This is a genomic window from Bacillus sp. FJAT-28004 (genome assembly GCF_001280845.1).
Taxonomy (GTDB): Bacteria; Bacillota; Bacilli; order Paenibacillales; family Paenibacillaceae; genus Pristimantibacillus.
In genome coordinates this window covers 1,839,721-1,857,434 of sequence record NZ_LGHP01000001.1, presented here as the reverse complement: position 1 = coordinate 1,857,434, position 17,714 = coordinate 1,839,721, and the positions used below count along the sequence as shown (strand labels likewise).

Annotated in this window: 16 protein-coding genes and 1 other RNA gene; 2 read left to right on the top strand and 15 right to left on the bottom strand. The window is 44.8% G+C overall.

What is annotated here, in order from left to right; translation table 11 throughout:
- The first annotated feature begins 147 nt into the window (after nt 1–147).
- Entirely contained in the window at nt 148–777 is a 630-nt protein-coding gene (locus AC787_RS07695; protein WP_054024240.1) for a GTP pyrophosphokinase family protein, read from the top strand.
- A gap of 52 nt (nt 778–829) precedes the next feature.
- Here the strand turns inward: AC787_RS07695 and AC787_RS07690 are convergent, their stop codons facing one another.
- Genes AC787_RS07690 through AC787_RS07680 form a run of 3 tightly spaced genes read right to left on the bottom strand, consistent with a single transcriptional unit; the run spans nt 830 to nt 2,021 of the window.
- On the bottom strand, nt 830–1,246 hold the full coding sequence (locus AC787_RS07690) for a DUF4190 domain-containing protein (RefSeq protein WP_054024239.1): 417 nt from the start codon (nt 1,244–1,246) through the stop codon (nt 830–832).
- A gap of 6 nt (nt 1,247–1,252) precedes the next feature.
- On the bottom strand, nt 1,253–1,465 hold the full coding sequence (locus AC787_RS07685) for a DUF1540 domain-containing protein (RefSeq protein ID WP_054024238.1): 213 nt from the start codon (nt 1,463–1,465) through the stop codon (nt 1,253–1,255).
- A gap of 55 nt (nt 1,466–1,520) precedes the next feature.
- Nucleotides 1,521–2,021 (bottom strand): YpuI family protein, encoded by a 501-nt coding sequence (locus AC787_RS07680; protein WP_054024237.1) that lies wholly within the window; start codon nt 2,019–2,021, stop codon nt 1,521–1,523.
- A gap of 183 nt (nt 2,022–2,204) precedes the next feature.
- On the opposite strand from AC787_RS07680, the gene AC787_RS07675 reads away from it, so the two are divergent.
- Nucleotides 2,205–4,052: a S8 family peptidase gene (locus AC787_RS07675; RefSeq protein WP_054024236.1), complete on the top strand. Its 1,848-nt coding sequence runs from the start codon at nt 2,205–2,207 to the stop codon at nt 4,050–4,052.
- Nucleotides 4,053–4,122: 70 nt separating this feature from the next.
- Here AC787_RS07675 and rnpB read toward each other — a convergent pair.
- The 12 genes from rnpB to recO all read right to left on the bottom strand — a co-directional run bounded on the left by rnpB (nt 4,123) and on the right by recO (nt 17,631).
- An RNA gene (rnpB, locus tag AC787_RS22360) (RNase P RNA component class A) lies at nt 4,123–4,529 on the bottom strand.
- 77 nt (nt 4,530–4,606) lie between these two features.
- The gene (locus AC787_RS07670; RefSeq protein WP_054024235.1) at nt 4,607–5,728 is read right to left on the bottom strand and encodes a Nif3-like dinuclear metal center hexameric protein; all 1,122 of its coding nucleotides are present in this window, start codon (nt 5,726–5,728) and stop codon (nt 4,607–4,609) included.
- Entirely contained in the window at nt 5,704–6,477 is a 774-nt protein-coding gene (locus tag AC787_RS07665; RefSeq protein ID WP_054024234.1) for a tRNA (adenine(22)-N(1))-methyltransferase, read from the bottom strand. The genes AC787_RS07670 and AC787_RS07665 overlap by 25 nt, the downstream gene beginning before the upstream one ends.
- Entirely contained in the window at nt 6,477–7,313 is an 837-nt protein-coding gene (locus AC787_RS07660) for a hypothetical protein (protein WP_054024233.1), read from the bottom strand. The genes AC787_RS07665 and AC787_RS07660 overlap by 1 nt, the downstream gene beginning before the upstream one ends.
- A 120-nt stretch (nt 7,314–7,433) precedes the next feature.
- Nucleotides 7,434–8,564: an RNA polymerase sigma factor RpoD gene (gene rpoD, locus AC787_RS07655; RefSeq protein WP_053376806.1), complete on the bottom strand. Its 1,131-nt coding sequence runs from the start codon at nt 8,562–8,564 to the stop codon at nt 7,434–7,436.
- A gap of 18 nt (nt 8,565–8,582) precedes the next feature.
- A complete protein-coding gene (dnaG, locus tag AC787_RS07650; RefSeq protein WP_054024232.1) occupies nt 8,583–10,436 on the bottom strand; it encodes a DNA primase in 1,854 nt (617 codons plus the stop codon).
- 41 nt (nt 10,437–10,477) lie between these two features.
- Entirely contained in the window at nt 10,478–10,927 is a 450-nt protein-coding gene (locus AC787_RS07645) for a YaiI/YqxD family protein (protein ID WP_054024231.1), read from the bottom strand.
- Nucleotides 10,928–11,028: 101 nt separating this feature from the next.
- Nucleotides 11,029–11,844: a pyruvate, water dikinase regulatory protein gene (locus tag AC787_RS07640; RefSeq protein ID WP_054024230.1), complete on the bottom strand. Its 816-nt coding sequence runs from the start codon at nt 11,842–11,844 to the stop codon at nt 11,029–11,031.
- A 27-nt stretch (nt 11,845–11,871) separates the two neighbouring features.
- Nucleotides 11,872–13,953 carry a glycine--tRNA ligase subunit beta gene (gene glyS / locus AC787_RS07635; protein WP_054024229.1) on the bottom strand — a complete coding sequence of 694 codons (2,082 nt, stop codon included), beginning with the start codon at nt 13,951–13,953 and terminating at the stop codon, nt 11,872–11,874.
- Nucleotides 13,946–14,833 carry a glycine--tRNA ligase subunit alpha gene (gene glyQ, locus AC787_RS07630; RefSeq protein ID WP_054024228.1) on the bottom strand — a complete coding sequence of 296 codons (888 nt, stop codon included), beginning with the start codon at nt 14,831–14,833 and terminating at the stop codon, nt 13,946–13,948. The genes glyS and glyQ overlap by 8 nt, the downstream gene beginning before the upstream one ends.
- 358 nt (nt 14,834–15,191) lie before the next feature.
- Nucleotides 15,192–16,733: an MDR family MFS transporter gene (locus AC787_RS07625; protein ID WP_054024227.1), complete on the bottom strand. Its 1,542-nt coding sequence runs from the start codon at nt 16,731–16,733 to the stop codon at nt 15,192–15,194.
- Between the two features lie 154 nt (nt 16,734–16,887).
- On the bottom strand, nt 16,888–17,631 hold the full coding sequence (gene recO / locus AC787_RS07620; protein ID WP_054024226.1) for a DNA repair protein RecO: 744 nt from the start codon (nt 17,629–17,631) through the stop codon (nt 16,888–16,890).
- Nucleotides 17,632–17,714 lie beyond the last annotated feature (83 nt).

The following is a 17,714-nucleotide window of genomic DNA, read 5'->3' as shown; positions in this document are numbered from 1 at the left end:
CCTATCGGTTGACTTTTAAGCATGCTATAAATTTGACTTGGCATATAATATCGACCATTATAATAATACAACGATTATCGCCAAAGTCGAAACCGTTCAAGCTTAAAATCACATATATATATTTGTTATATCAGGAGTGATCTGCAAATGAAAACGAACGAATTAAAACAATGGGCTCATTTTTTTCTAACTTATAAATTTGCCCTCGATGCTGTAGAAACGAAACTTAACATTTTAAATGAAGAATTCCAATTCATTCATGACTACAACCCGATCGAGCATATGAAGACGAGAATCAAAGCGCCAGAGAGTGTGATGCAGAAGCTGCAGCGCAAAGGACTCGCCATAACACTCGAGGATGCAAAAGAGCATATTCGTGATATTGCTGGTGTACGAGTGATTTGTTCCTTCTCTACAGATATTTATCAAATCGTCGATATGATAAGCAAGCAAAGCGATGTACGTGTCGTCGAACTCAAGGACTACGTCATCAATCCAAAGCCAAATGGCTATCAGAGCATTCATTTGCTAATTGAAATACCCGTCTTTCTTACTGATCGAACAGAGAATGTACTCGTTGAAATTCAAATTCGCACGATCGCTATGGATTTCTGGGCTAGTCTCGAACATAAGATCTATTATAAATTTAATGAGCAAATTCCGCTACATATACAACAGCAGCTCAAAGGCTCTGCCGATATGATTCATTTACTGGATCGGGAGATGCTTGCTTTGAATGTAGAGGTACAGAAGCATCGCGAGCAAGCTCTAAAATAAAACAAAAAGCTCCATCCCGATACGCCGGGATGGAGCTTTTTGTTTTATTTGGTTAGGTTATCGCGTAATAAAAAGGTACGATGATTAAATTTAACATTAATGCAATAGCTCCGATCGCCATAGACCAACCGCCTAGTCCGCGTGCACCTTGTCGGTATGCTATAAAACCAAGTACCACTGATGTTGCACCAATGAGTACTGGCCATAGAAACCAAGACGCAATTGCAAACACAAGCGAAACCCAGCCAAGAGCGTAACCACCCGAATGGGCACTCACCCGCTCTTCCCTATCCTCATACCGGTCATCTCTCCGCTCCGCATGCACTACTGGATTGCTGATTGCAAAGTCAGCAGCCATTTCTTCATTTACATCAAGCAAGCTGTCCGTCCCCACAACTGGATGGCTTGTACGTTCAGATCGATCTCGATCATCCAACAATTGATTATAATCGTCTTCATATTTACCCATCGACCTTCACTCCTTTGGTTTAAAGGTAAGGCAGCATGTTGACTTTGATTCCTCTGCTTGATCTTGATGAAATAGTCCGAGGTCATCTGCAGCAAATTCTTCATTAAAATGGGCGCCTGCATGTTGATCGATTTCGATGTTGATTTCACTAGCTCCACAATTATTGCCTTCTTTCCAGAAGTTGCAGTTAGCGACACTACAAGACACGCCTTTTGGCATAAAAAAAATCACCTCCACTATCAAGTTTCCCTGACCGGAGGTGATTCATTCTGCCTTATTTTTGTCCTTGCATACGACGCTGTGTCATGTAATCATTTTCGTAATACGCTAACTCATCACGCAGTTCTTCAAAAACCTTGGAAACACTAAGTACGATACCACGAGAATCACGATTCGGTTTAAAACGGAAACGAATCGCATCTTGGCCAGTATAGGCATAACGGCCATCTTCGGAATAACATTCGTTCTTCGGATAGAAAAACGCGCTTACGCATTGATGGTAAACCTCATACAGTACGCGTTCCGCATAATCTGTATCGAAATTGGGCCGTCTGAGCAATACTCCCAGCTTTTCAACCGAGACTTCAGAAAACACCAATAAATGTCTCAAATCGGATAAAAGGCCTTTGTAAAAAGTATGTGCTTCTTCTCCATTATCTTCGCCGGTTAATTGGGGCAAGGAATTGTTGTTCAGAAACGGTTCCAGTTGGCTTAACGCATCCTTTAGCTTTGTGCGAGTTGATTCCGTTAGTGCTTTGACGTTGGCAGTTGGCATATAGGTAGTTCCCCTTTCATAATCCAAACACACGTAAAAACTACAATCATCACTATCGTACCACAAATTACATTTAAGTGGTACTGGCGATTACCGCTTTCGTTCGCATATTTTAAGCCTTGGAATCCGAACCTATAGATTAGACTTAGCGCTAATTTAGAACGATCAATGGAGGTTTCAGGCATGCAAAGAAAATGGATTGGTGGCCTTACAATTTTAGCCTTAGCTGCTCTACTTATACCAATGACGCCTATTTTCGCCCCTAAAGACGTCAAAAAACCACCTCAAACGTCTAGTTTTTCTGCAAAGCGCGAGCACACGCTCAAAATTGCTGCGCTGCAATCGGATATGAAAGCGACAGCGATGCTTTGCTCCACAGAATGCACCAAAGATTTTCAGAAGCTGATGAGTACAAGCATGGGATCAAAAAATGAAGCGGATCAGCAAATAAACCATATGATGCATGAGCATGCGCATATGGCTTATATTAGCTGGATTTCGGGTAATCGCAGTGTTAACCGAGGTGTTCTTCCACAAACTGAGGATGCGAAAGTTAAGTCTTATGTATCGGAAGCCAAAACACAAGTAAGCAAAGGCGCTAAGTATGAATCTCCAACTTTTACTGCTAAAAATGGCAGCCGCTTCATGGTGCTTGGTGTGCCGGACTCCAAACACGTCGGTATCGGTGTTGTTGGTGTCATTAAACAAGATATTTTGAAATCCGTTGAACAGCATCAAATGCGCAATCTGAGACTTGTTCCTTATCCTGCTGAAGGAAATTACAAGATTGAATCCGTGAAGCCAAATTCAACAATCGATACAACTGTCCGTACCGGCGAGGAGAACGGAAATGCCAGCCACTATCATGTTCGTGATGTTGTTGTGCATTTCGTCAAACCGCTTTCGAGCAACGAGCTTGAACGGGTAAAACGTGATATTAATGCCGAATGGGTTAAGCAGGTCGGAGATACATTTATTTTCCGCTCACGGAATATTGAAACTGACCAGCTTGTCCGATATTTCAAACAAACGTGGAATACCGAATATACAGAGCCTCATTATTTATATCTGACAAATGAGACCTCAGCAGCAATTGTCCCGAATGATGCTCTCTACTCCGAGTATCAGTGGAATTTGCCATCGATTGAAACGGAGAAAGGTTGGGGCATATCCAAAGGCAATGACAAAGTCATTATTGCCGTTCTTGATACCGGAGTGCAAAGCAATCATCCGGATTTGAAGGGCAAGCTTGCTAAAGGCAAAAATATTGTAGATGAAAATGCGGCTCCGGATGATGATGTTGGTCATGGAACGCATGTATCTGGCATCATTGGCGCAACAGTTAACAATAATGAAGGGGTTGCCGGGTTGTCATGGTATAACAAAATTATGCCTGTCAAAGTTCTGGATAGCAGCGGCGCAGGTTCCACCTATTCCGTCGCACAAGGCATAATCTGGGCTGTCGACCATGGTGCCAAAGTTATTAACATGAGCTTAGGTAACTACGCGCAGGCTGATTTTCTTCATGATGCGATTAAGTACGCTTATGATCATGACGTCGTTATGATCGCAGCTAGCGGCAATGACAACACGGATCGGCCGGGATATCCTGCTGCATATCCGGAAGTGTTCGCTGTTGCGGCTACGAACAGCAGCAAGGAGAAAGCTTCATTTTCTAACTATGGAGATTATATAGACGTTGCTGCACCTGGGGACAGTATCGCGAGTACGTATCCTGGCAGTCAATATGCGGCATTGTCAGGCACATCTATGGCAAGTCCGCATGTCGCAGCATTAGCCGGATTGATTCGATCTGTCAATCCTGAGCTATCCAACGTTGAGGTCATGGAGATTATGAGAAAATCGGCTATTGATCTAGGTGCAAAAGGCAAAGATGATTATTTTGGATATGGTGAAATCGATGTAGACAAAGCGCTGCAAGCTGCCTCAAAATATGGTGGAGCCTTGCAAACTTATCCGGATCAGGTAAAAAGAAGACTGGACCGGATTTTGAATAAGTACGGGAAGTAACGCAGTAAACACAATTAAGCACCCATCTCATGCGATGGGTGCTCTTTGTTTGTTTTAAGTGTAAAGTCGTGCGGAAAGTTTGTCGTAAGCCGGGTTCTGTACTTCTAGTGGTTCAAACGGGAACGACCCTCCCACGATGAAGCGACAATCATCTATCTAGGCCGCACATTGCTATACGGCTCCAGCAACCAACCCGGACGCGCCTCAGGCTAAGGCTGCAGCTTAGGGGCTGCGGCGTCCTCTCGGTCTTGCTCCAGATGGGGTTTACCAGGAACGTAGTCACCTATGCTCCTCGTGGTCTCTTACACCACGGTTCCACCCTTACCTGTTCCGGCTAAAAGCCGGCCATCGGCGGTCCATTTCTGTGGCACTATCCTTCAGCTCGCGCTGACTGGACGTTATCCAGCATCCTGCCTTGCGGAGCCCGGACTTTCCTCTCGCGGCAACAAGGCCGCCAGCGATTGTCTGTCAAACTTTCCGTGGCATCGTTAAGTATACAAGGTATTTCGAAAAAGCTCAACCCTGAAAGCAATACCAATATTTAAATAGTAAATCTATACGAAAGTAAACGGTTCTGTATTCAAGGTTGAAGCTATTGCCGATGTTTCATATTTACTGCCAACAAGCTGTTGGTTCAGCCACTCTGCAACTTGATGCTTCATGACCTTTTCGATGTTATGACCAGGGTCGATGATCGTCATTCCCGCAGCTAACGCATCATGTGCTGTGTGGTAATCAATGTCCCCAGTAACAAGTACATCCGCCCCGGAAAATACAGCATGGCGTACATATTTCCCGCCTGCGCCTCCGAGTACAGCTGCTTTACGTATAACTCGGTCAAGTGATCCTACGACTCTTACTGATGGAACATCGAATATTTGCTTCGCCTGTTCTGCAAGCTCGCCAAGAGTCATTGGATTAGCCAATTTGCCGACACGTCCCAAACCGAATGATCGGCCCTTTAAATCAACCGAATATAAATCATAAGCTACCTCTTCATACGGATGTGCTTTAAGCATAGCTTGTACGGTTTTCCGATGAACGCTGTGAGGTACAATGGTTTCAATTCGTATCTCATCGGCATGCTCAAGCTTTCCTTCAACGCCAATGAACGGGCTCGTTCCCGGTCCAGGAATAAAAGTCCCTGTCCCTTTAATATTGAAGCTACAATTGCTGTAGCTGCCAATCTTACCCGCTCCTGCGCGCCAAATCGCATCAAGAACTTGCTCGTGATGGCTCTCTGGTACGAATACAACAAGCTTGTAAAGCTTATCCGTATGCACCTCCTCCAAACACTGACGAGTATCCGGCACGATGCCAATCAGATCAGCTAGCCAATCATTAATGCCGCCGTCTGCCACATCAAGATTGGTATGTGATATATAAACGGCAATGTCGTTTTTGATAAGCTTCTCATATAAGCGACCCGCAGCTGTCGATGTATCCAGCTTGGCAAGCGGCCGATAAATGATAGCATGATGAGCAATGATGAGCTCAGCACCTTGCTCGATCGCTTCATCAACAACTGCATCCGTTACATCCAATGCCACCAGGATCTTCTTGATCGGTTTATTTAATGTGCCAAGCTGCAGGCCTATTTTATCGTTTTCTACCGCATAATGTTTAGGCGCAAGCTGCTCCATTAACTGGATCACGGTTTGTCCATTGGCAAACATTGCAAAACCTCCTCAATCACATTGATCTCCGCAAGAAACTGCTCACGTTTTATGGATGACTCTTCCAGCTCTGATCCAGCTAGCTGTTCACATATACGTTCAAGCTTGTTCAGCTCATGACGCCATTTTTTAAGTAAAACAGGCTGCGGCTCACGAAGTAAATATGGTCCCATTTGTTTCAAAACACCAAATAGCTTGTCAGCTTCCAAATTAAGCTTCAAGAATCGGCCGTCATATAGCTCACTATTGCGTGCTTTTGCATCGGATACACGAATGGCATGCATTACCTCATAAATTTTGCCGTCTTCTTCGAGAATGCTTTCTGCTGCCAAATACCAATTATGCTTCAAAAGCCATTCCCGTACGACCTCTTCACCTACATTAGGCTGCAATACGAGCTCCATAACCCCTTCTAGCTTACCAGCCGTATGACCTGCCTCCAAAATATCGCTCATTAGGCTGCCGCCCATACCGGCGATTGTGACCGTGTCAGCCTCACCAGGCTGAAGCACGTTCAGACCATCTCCTTGGCGAACCGTCAAACGAGAGGTAAGTCCAGCAGCAGCACCTTGCTTCTTCGCAGCCTCATAGGGACCGCGATTCAGCTCCCCTGCAATCGCTGTAGGGCATTTATCCATTTGAAGCAAATAGACAGGAAGCATCGCATGATCGGAGCCGATATCAGCAACACGCGAGCCCACAGTTACATAATCCGCAATCTTCTGCAGACGTCTTGATAGTTTTAACATTATACAACCCACACCATCCATTGTTTTCGCATTGAAAATAATATTATGCCACCAATTGCTATTTTGACAATGAGCTGCAGTTGCAACAAAATCGCGTCATCTACAAACATGACCGAGTATAGCTCGGGCATAAACCACACGAGTGCGCAAGTTGCAAAAAGAACTGCAGATACCGGCTTTGACCAGCGATGTACAAACCAACTGCTCCAGCCAAACAAGCAAGCGATAGGCAGCCAGTATAGCTGCACCTCATACCATTTAGAATCCAACATAAATTGTGACAGCAGCCATGCATAAACAAGAATAGCTGCCAGCCAGCCACATAAATGCAGTGCAGGAATGCGAGCCTTTATTCCGTAAATAACCCAAAAGAGCGAACAAAAGGCAAGTAAACCCGTTTTCCAGCCCCATTGATCGATACCATGTACATTCAGCATATACAATCCCCCGCCCAGCAGGAGGAGCATTCCAGTACTTGTTATTGCTAAACCAGCTGACTCATTACGACTCCGAAGGCGTTGCCCCGTACGCAAAAAAACAGCCACCGCGCCGACCACAACAGCCATTTGCAATAACAGATGAAATTCGTTAAAATAAAGCACAACAAAGGAAATTAAGGTAAAAGTTCCAAAAGTAAGAAGCCATTGCATGCCTGTTGCCCGTTGTACTGCGGCGATTGCTTTTCCTACTGTATGATGCTGTTCTTTGGCTGTTTGGATCGTATCTTGATCAGCATACAAATTCAGCAGAAAGTCACAATATTGATCAGGCAACAGCTTGCTTCGCCGCCAATGATCAATTTCTTTCACGATAATTTGCCGACGATCCTGATTCATAAAATCCCGTTATCCTTTCGGTGTCGACCTGCTGTACAAGTCCTTATGTATGAGGTTTCCACTTTAGAAAAAAGACCTCGCTGCACGAGCAGAAAGGTCTATATGCTAATCATCAAGTTTTTATTCGAGGAAATCCTTCAAACGTTTGCTGCGGCTTGGATGACGCAGTTTGCGTAGTGCTTTAGCTTCGATTTGACGAATACGCTCACGCGTAACACCAAATACTTTGCCGACTTCCTCAAGCGTTCTCGTGCGTCCATCATCAAGTCCGAAGCGAAGACGAAGTACATTTTCTTCTCTTTCAGTCAAAGTATCGAGCACGTCTTCCAGTTGTTCCTTAAGCAGTTCGTATGCAGCAGCATCAGCTGGGGCAAGCGCTTCTTGGTCCTCAATGAAATCTCCGAGGTGAGAATCATCTTCTTCCCCGATTGGAGTTTCGAGAGAAACTGGTTCTTGAGCAATTTTCATGATCTCGCGAACCTTCTCCGTGCTAAGCTCCATCTCCGCAGCAATTTCCTCCGGTGTCGGTTCGCGTCCAAGTTCTTGGAGCAATTGACGAGATACCCGAATCAGCTTGTTAATCGTTTCCACCATATGAACCGGAATACGAATGGTACGTGCTTGGTCAGCAATTGCGCGAGTAATCGCTTGACGAATCCACCAAGTCGCATAAGTACTGAACTTAAAGCCCTTCTGATGGTCAAACTTCTCAACCGCTTTAATAAGTCCCATATTGCCCTCTTGAATCAAATCAAGGAACAACATGCCTCTGCCTACATAACGTTTTGCAATACTAACAACAAGGCGCAGGTTCGCTTCCGCAAGTCTACGTTTTGCTTCCTCATCACCATTCTCGATACGCTGTGCAAGCTCAACCTCATCATCTGCAGAAAGAAGCGGAACCCGGCCTATTTCTTTTAAATACATACGTACCGGGTCATTAATTTTTATACCCGGCGGCAAAGCAAGATCATCATCAAAGTTAAAGTCGTCCTGTTCGCGCTCTTGCTCTTCCCCTTGAGCTGCGAGTGGATTTTCTTCATCGTTTTCGTTCAGTACCTCAATCCCAAAATCATCGAGCTGTTCGAAAAACTCATCAATTTGTTCAGGGTCTTGATCGAACGGAGCCAACTTATCCATAATTTCTTTATACGTCAAAGATGACCTCTTCTTGCCTTGTTCAATCAGTTGATCCTTCACATGATCCAATTTTTGTTCGGTATCTAGTTCAGTATGTTGATCATTCGCCATATTCCGACTCCCTCCCCCCTAGAAACGATCTTCCTGTCGTCCTTTGAGTTGTCTCTCTAGGGTTATAATCTCACTTGCTATTTGTGCTGCTGCCAAAAAATCTCCGGTACGCTCAGCACGCACCATCTCTTCTTTCTTGCGTTCAATATCACGATACTGCGGAACTTTAATAATGTCATGGATATATGCGTCCATCGTCGTATCATCGAACGGAAAATCACCGTCCATCATCAAAATCGATGCTGCTGTACGTTCTAATCGGTCATCATGCAGCGTTGCAATAAAGCGGCTTACATCCGGATCATAGCCTTGAGCAAAATAAGCGTATAAATAAGCAGCAAGAGCTGCGTGATCCTCTACATTAAACGCATCACCGAGTCGATCATGAACCGTTTGTGCTACATCTCGATCCCGCATCATAACGTGCAGCAACCTTCGTTCTGCATGTGTGTAAGCAGGCATAAGAGTAGGCGGTCCAGACTTTCGGGGCTTTTCATTCCTACCATTATTCCACGAATTGTCGTTATTATCCCCTTGCGGTTTCTTTTTTTGCAGCTCCTGTCTAATTTGATGACAGTCCTGTTTCAAAGCATCCAGGGAGATTTCGAACTCTCGTGAAATTTCCTTCAGGTAGACCTCGCGTTCTGTTGACGAATCAAGCTCTGCAACAATTTGTACCGCCTCAAGCAGATAGTTCTTTCTACCTTCTTCTTTTAGCAGTATATGGTTTTTCCTTGAATATATAAGCTTAAATTTTGTTACCGATACCGGCTGATCCATCGTCTCTCGCAAGAAGGCTTCCGGACCGTATTCGCTTATATAATCATCGGGATCCTTACCTTTCGGAAGCATCGCCACCGATACTTTGAGGCCTGCGCTCTCAAGCATCGGAATTGATTTGAATGCTGCTGCTTGTCCTGCGTCATCACCGTCATAACAAACGATGACTTCTTCGGCTTGTCGTTTTAAAATAGCGCAATGTTCCTCAGTTAATGCCGTACCCATCGTCGCAATTCCATTTTTCACGCCAGCGCTCCATGATTTAATGACGTCCATGTAACCTTCAAACAATACAACTTGCTTACTCTTACGAATAGATGGCCGCGCATAGTGCAGATTGTAAAGTGTTCTGCTTTTCGTAAACAGCATCGTTTCCGAGGTATTCAAGTATTTCGGCTGTCCTTCGCCTATAATGCGACCCGCAAACGCGGTAGCTTTGCCGTCTCGATCCCAAATTGGAAACATAATGCGATTACGAAACCGATCCACATATCCACTCCCGTCAGATTTAGCCGAAAGCAATCCGCCTTTTTCCATTAACGCCAGATCAAATCCACGATTCGTTAAAAACCGAGCTAGCAAGTCCCATTCCTCAGGGGCGTAACCAATCATAAAATGATCAATCAGCTTATCGCTGAGTCCACGATCCCGCAAATATTGTTTTGCAGTCTGTCCTTGCTTTGTGTTATTCAGCACATGATGATACAACTTAATCGTCAGCTCATGCGCTTCAATGATCTTAGCTCGGTCTGCGTCATGCGGCGTGGATTTCACTCCATCAGGAGAAGCCCAGGTTACAGGCATTCCCGCATCCAGCGCCAGCACTCGAACGGCTTCAGGAAACGAATATCCTTCCATCTCCTCAAAAAAACGTATAACGTTGCCGCCCTTGCCACAGCCGTAGCAATGGTAAATTTGGAGCTCCGGCGTTACTGTAAAAGAGGGAGTCTTCTCCGAATGGAACGGACATAACCCCTTCATATATTTGCCGTGCTTCGTGAGATGAACATATTTCCCGACCGTCTCTACGATGTCATAATGCTTTCGAACCGCATCAATGACCTCTTCCGGTATTTTATTACCGTATGTCATCGTTCATCACCTTCATCCTAGTAACACGTAAATAATATTCGCTATACGTCATGGTTCTCCTGCTCATTTCGTAAAACTTTTGTCAACTTTTGTTGAAACCGGGCACGATCGTCGTTGTTCATCGCTTTCGGACCTCTTGTTTTGCCTCCAGTTCGACGACGTTTTGCAAGCTCATGTCTACGTTCCATCAAATAATCAATGTTCTCATCGGTGTATTGCTCTCCGCGAGGAGACAATACGACAGCGCCTTTGCCGATCGCTATGCATGCCAGTCCAAAATCTTGTGTTACGACAATATCCCCACGCGCAATATGGTTCACAATGTAAAGATCGACGGATTGATTGCTTCGATCGACCTGTACAATTTCTACGCCTGGCTGCGGCTCCAGCCGATGGTCATGAGATGCAACCATAAGCACACCAACAGAAAAGAGTCTTGCCGTTTCGCCTATTTCCGTTTTTACCGGACATGCATCCGCGTCGACCACAATGGTAGGTTTTTCTTGTCGAATAGAAAATCACCGCTCGATTTCAAATTCTTATCCTATACTATTATATACGGCATAACTCTAAAAAATCCTTCCGCTTGACATTATGGCAATCGTACATATTCCATAATTAAGCTTGCTGTCTCTTCAACGGCTCGATGTGAGACATCAATAACTACACAGCCTAGCTGCTTCATAATAGTATCGGCATAAAGCAGTTCCTTTTCTATACGATCAGGAGTCGCATAAGATGCATTATTTGGTAAGCCGAGTGCTTTAAGACGTTCTTTCCGTATCGTATTCAAGTATGGAACACCTATTGTAAGCCCAATTACTTTGCGCTTTGGCAGCTTAAACAATTCGTCCGGCGGTTTCAGCTCCGGGACTAACGGCACATTCGCAACTTTAAACTTTTGATGCGCGAGGTACATCGATAAAGGCGTTTTCGACGTTCGTGATACGCCCACGAGTACAATATCAGCTTTCAGTACACCAGATGTATCTCTCGCGTCATCATATTTTACCGCAAACTCGACCGCATCAACCTTCTTGAAATAATTGGCATCAAGCACATGATTAAGACCAGGTTCCTGACGGGATTTACGTCCAGTCCGCTTCTCCAGCGTTTCAATAAAAGATCCCAAAAGATCAATAGCATCAACACTATAAGCTTCCGCAAACTTTTTCATGCTGTCGCGAAGATGCGGAATAACCAGTGTATAGATCACGATTGCATCAGCTTGCTGGGCCTGCTCAATAATCCGCAATAGACCTGCCTCTTCCGTTACAAAAGGGGCTCTGCGGATATCGGTATGAAGTGGATGAAATTGCGCGATTGCCGCGCGTACAACAAGCTCCCCTGTATCACCAGCTGCATCGGAGACGACATATACGATTACTTCGGGATTAGAACGAGACATGATCTATCATCCTCCTTACGGACTCAATTACCAAACGAGCTTCGAGAAATCAGCGATAATCGCAATATCTTCAGCGATACCGGCAAGCGTTGACAATCGATTCGCACGAACGGCCTCATCAGGTGCCATGACCATAACCTTCTCAAAATAACTATGAATAAATGGTTTCAATGAAGATAAGGATTGAACAGCTTTTGAAATATTACCTTCATCAATCGCAGCTTTAAAGATCGGACGCTGCTGCTGCCATTTTTCGTAAAGCTCTGTTTCGACTTGCTCTGCGAACAAAGCTGGATCAACCGCAGCATCTGTTGCTTTAGAGCCCAAGTTGCTAACACGGTTAAACTGCTCCACCGTTAGCTTGAATTCTGTGCGATCATTGCTACCAGCTAAAGCTTGAACGACGCTTGCACGCTCGATCGTTGATTTCAAATCTGCAAAGCCTGAGGCCATAACTGCATCTACAACATCATAACGAACGCCTTGCTCGGACAATACGTTCTTAACCCGGAGCGCAAAGAAATCAGATAAATCCTTGCGGATATCAGAAGCGTTACGTTTAAGGCCGCGGTTCTCATGAACGGATAGTGCTGCATCGTACAAATCATGTAACTGAAGTTTCAAGCCGTGCGCCAAAATAATTTGAACGATACCTGCTGCCTGTCTACGCAGCGCATAAGGATCCTGCGAACCCGTTGGGATAATGCCAATTGAGAAACATCCTACGATCGTATCGATTTTGTCGGCTAAGCTTACAATAGCTCCCGTTAATTCCGAAGGTGCCAAATCGCCGGCAAATCGAGGCTGATAATGCTCATTAATGGCTTTCGCCACTGAGCCGCGCTCTCCTGCTTTAACAGCATAATCTTCCCCCATAATGCCTTGAAGCTCCGGAAATTCATAAACCATTTGCGATACGAGATCGAATTTACAAATATCGGCAGAGCGGCTGATGTCGCTGGACGTTTGCTCATCGATGAGCAGATGCTTGCTCAGAAGGTCAGCTGTCGCACGAATTCGTCTTACTTTGTCAGCTACAGTACCTAATTCTTCGTGGTATACGATATTCTCAAGCTTCGATAGAGCATGCTCAATCGTCAGCTTATGATCTTCTTCATAAAAAAACTTGGCATCCGAAAGTCTAGCGCGCAGCACCTTCTCATTTCCTTTGGCCACAAGCTCAATCGATTTAAGATCTCCGTTGCGAACGGTGACGAAGAAAGGAAGCAGCTCGCCTTCGCTGTTGAAGACCGGGAAATACCGCTGATGCTCACGCATCGAAGTAATAAGAACCTCTTGCGGAATGTGTAGAAATGCTGGATCGAAACCGCCAAACAATACGTTTGGATATTCAACTAGAAATACAACTTCTTCGAGCAAATCTTCTTTGATTGCAATTTCCCAGCCTTTTTCTTTGGCTAGACGATCTATCTGAGCTACAATCAGCTCCTCACGTTCACTAACATCTACAAGAACATGCTGCTCGCGCAGACGCTCAACGTATTGAGCCGGCTCTTGCACGGTAGTATCATTTCCAAGGAAACGATGTCCGCGCGTAATATTTCCTGTTTGTACTCCTGTAATCTCAAACGGAATAACCTCTTGACCGAACAACGCCACGAGCCACCGGATAGGTCTTACAAACTTTAGCTCATGATTTCCCCAACGCATATTTTTCGGGAAAGACATCGAGGTAATCAATGTTAGCAAGCCGTCCGGCAGTACCACAGCGGTATCTGTACCAATGCTGCTTTTGGTCGCATATACGTACTCTACGCCAGCTAGCTCTTGGAAATACAATTGCTCAGGTTCTACGCCTTGGCTTCTTGCAAACCCTAGAGCTGCCTTACTCCAGTTACCTTGATCATCTTGTGCAATTTTACGAGAAGGCCCTTTGGCTTCTTCATTCATATCGGTCTGCTTCTCAGCTACGTCTTTGATAAGAACGGCTATACGACGCGGTGTAGCATAAACATTTACCGCTCCGTGCTCGATTCTCGAGTCTGAAAGCCACTTCACCGTTTTATCCTTCAACTGGTTCATCGCGCCGCGCACGAACCTAGCAGGCACTTCCTCAAGTCCGATTTCAAGCAACAAATCTCTAGTCATGCTGCTCCACTCCTTTCTTCAGCAACGGGAATCCAAGACGTTCTCTTTCCTCGTAGTAAGTCGATGCGCAAGCACGCGCTAAGTTTCTTACCCGTGTAATATAGCCCGTTCTTTCGGTTACGCTGATTGCGCCGCGCGCGTCGAGCTGGTTAAAGGTGTGCGAGCATTTCAATACATAATCATAAGCGGGAAATACAAGATGATGTCCCATCGTTTTTTGAGCTTCTTGCTCGTACATGTTAAACAAGGAGAACAACATATCCGTATCCGAAGTCTCGAATGTATATTTGGAATGCTCGTACTCTGGTTGTTTGAAGACGTCTCCGTAAGTTACCCCTTCAACCCATTCCAAATCGAAAACATTCTCTTTTTGTTGAATATAGGAAGCCAAACGCTCCATACCGTATGTGATTTCTACTGCAACAGGATTAGCATCAATTCCGCCAACCTGTTGGAAATAAGTGAATTGCGTAATTTCCATGCCGTCCAGCCAAACTTCCCAACCTAAACCCCAAGCGCCAAGCGTCGGTGCTTCCCAATTATCCTCAACAAAACGAATATCATGATCTTTGGCATCAATACCTAGCTGTTTCAAGCTTTCCAAATAAAGCTCCTGAATATTGTCAGGCGACGGCTTCAGAATAACTTGGAATTGATGATGCTGATAAAGACGGTTCGGGTTTTCACCGTAGCGACCGTCCGCTGGACGCCTTGATGGCTCCACATAAGCAACATTCCAAGGCTCTGGACCAATCGAACGTAAGAACGTCATTGGGTTCATCGTTCCTGCACCCTTCTCAACGTCATAAGGCTGTACGAGAATACAATTTTGTTCAGCCCAGAATTGCTGCAGCGTCAAAATCATTTTTTGAAAATTCATCACTGACCCTCTCCTTCTTCCTCTGTTTTCTACTTGTTAATGCGAAGCAGGCAAAGGCGTTTATACGCAAAAAACTCCCGTCACTACGCCTGCTCCCAGACGTAGGGACGAGAGTTGTAATCCCGCGGTTCCACCCTACTTGGTCAGCTCCTTACGAGCAAACCCTCTTTGCTTTCATACGACTCCGGAGTGCCTTTTCATCGTTTTGACCGTCTGGGCTTTCACTTCCCCCAGCTCGCTAATCATGTCCGCTTAAAACGATTACTTTCTCCATCATTGCCCGATATTCATATTGCATTATTTTATGCTTCTTTATGCCAATTGTCAAACTTGGTTTCTAAGCACCAAAATAAAGCAATTAATGAGCACGAATCTCATCACTTTTAGTTGTATTTCCTTCACGTTTACCGATAATGTCTTTCATACCCGTGTTCCCCATCATGAGGACGCAAACTAACGCCAAGCCTGCGGGAATTATGGACCAGACAAAGGTTGCCGATACCGAATCAGACAAAGCTGCAACGATTTTCTCCATGACAGGCGGCGGAATCTCCGCACGTTTATCCGGTGATAACAGCTCACGAGCATTTTCCGTCATCGGCGCTGCTCCTTCTCCACCTGCAAAAGCTTCTGTCATGCCCTTCGTAAAGTGGTTGCGCTGGATAATGCCGAATACAGTAATGCCAACTGTCATACCGAGTGAACGAATGAACGACATAGTAGATGTGGCGCTTCCTCTTTGCCGCATGTCGAATCCATGAATGGAGGACATCCCGAGAACAGAGAATGAGAAGCCGATGCCAAATCCCGTTAAGAACATATACACGGACAACATAAACCGTGTCGTTTCCGGCGTAATGGTAGATAACAAGAAAATACCTGTAATAAAAATAACAGCTGAAATCATCATGACGCTGCGGTAGGACATTTTGTTAACTAAAAATCCACCAAGCTGCGCCGCGAAAACCGAACCAAGTGTCATAGGAAGCAAAGTCAAGCCTGCACTAACCGCTGTTCCGCCAAAAACACCCTGTACAAACATTGGGATATATAAAGCTGCCGTAATAAAAGCCGCTCCATAAAACAATCCCGCTCCCGTACTTGCAGCAAATAGCCGTTGCTTAAACATATTGAACGAAATAATTGGTTCAGCTGCTTTGGTTTCCACGAAAAGAAATATGCCAAGTAAAACCGCAAAGCCAGCAAATAAGCCAATAATTTGCGCCGAATCCCATGCGAATTCCGTTCCTCCAAGTTCGAGAGCAAACATGAGACAGACGATAGAGCCCACCAGTGTAGTAGCTCCCCACCAATCGATTTTTTGCTTGGAATGAGAAAGAGATTCTTTGTAATAAATAACGATAAAAGCAAGAGCTACAAGACCAATGGGTACATTGATGTAAAAAATCCAGCGCCAGTTAATATATTCCGTTAAGTAAGCACCAGCAAGCGGTCCAAATAAACTTGAGGTACCAAATACTGCTCCGAACAAACCACCCATTTTGCCACGCTTCTCAGCGGGAAAAATATCAAAAACAATTGCAAATGCAATGGGCATCATCGCCCCGCCGCCGATACCTTGAATAGCACGGTAAATGGTCAGCTGCGTAATCGATTCAGCCGTACCGCAAAGAACAGAGCCGATTAAAAATAAAGAAATACCTAAGACGAAAAACCGTTTTCTTCCATACATATCTGACAGCTTCCCGAATATCGGCATACCTGCCATTTCCGTTACCAAATATGCAGATGTTACCCACACATATTTGTCCAGTCCTCCAAGATCGGATACTATCGTTGCCATTGCGGTCGACACGATTGTATTGTCAATTGATGCGACCAGTATGCCGAGCAAAAGCCCAGCAACAACAAAGCCAAGTCTATTTTGTCCTGTAGACATCAGGTGAATCCCTCCAATTACTATGAATCTCTAACAACCTCATCTATCATAAATCAATTGCTGAGATGATGTAATCATGCACAAGTATGAGCAGCTTCTCCGCCTTTAGACGGAGCAAAAACCAAATGCACCCATTTAACGAATTGAATTTCCGTTACATAAGTTTATCCAGCTGATCGAGAAAATTACGCGACTTCAACTGCAAACCTAAATGAGTATCCATTAACTTACGCATAGCAAGCTTAAGCTCAGCTTTCGTCTCAGGCTTTACTTGAATCGATCCAAGCCTTCTCATATCCATTCTGCGAAATAAACGAAGCAGCTTATAGGCTCCTTCGCCCAGTTGAACAGCCTGTGGATCTTTCCCTGTACATCGTGAGCATAATATTCCACCTACATACGGTGAAAGCTTAAAGGGACCTATTACATTTCCGCAGCTCACGCATTGATCCAATTCAGGAGCATAACCAGATAAGTCCAAAATGCGCATTTCGTATAGATGAGAAACAATTTGCGGGTCTTTGCCATCTTGGAAAGCTGAAAGGCATGCTTTTAACTGTTCAAAATGAAAGCCCGTTGCCTCATCATCCTGCAATGAGCGATCAGTTAATTCCGATACATAAGAGGAATAAGCTGCCAAATCAAGCTTTTCACGCAAAATATGGTGAGATTCTAAAATCTCACCATGATTAAGCGTGCCGAGCCCACTGCTTCGGAAATAAACAAACTCACCATATGTAAACGGCTGTGCGAGTGAAGAATGCTTGCTCTTTATTTTTTTCGCGCCGCGTATAAGTACACCAGCTTTTCCGTTTGTCTTCGTAAGCAGTGTAACAATTTTATTGCCTTCTCCATAATCCATGCTCCGCAGGACTATTCCCTCGACACGATACAACATATTGAAAACTCTCCCCTGAAAGCAGAAACGTATGTTTACCGTCCCATGGCGGCAAACATACGTTTAGCTGTTAAAAAAACAAA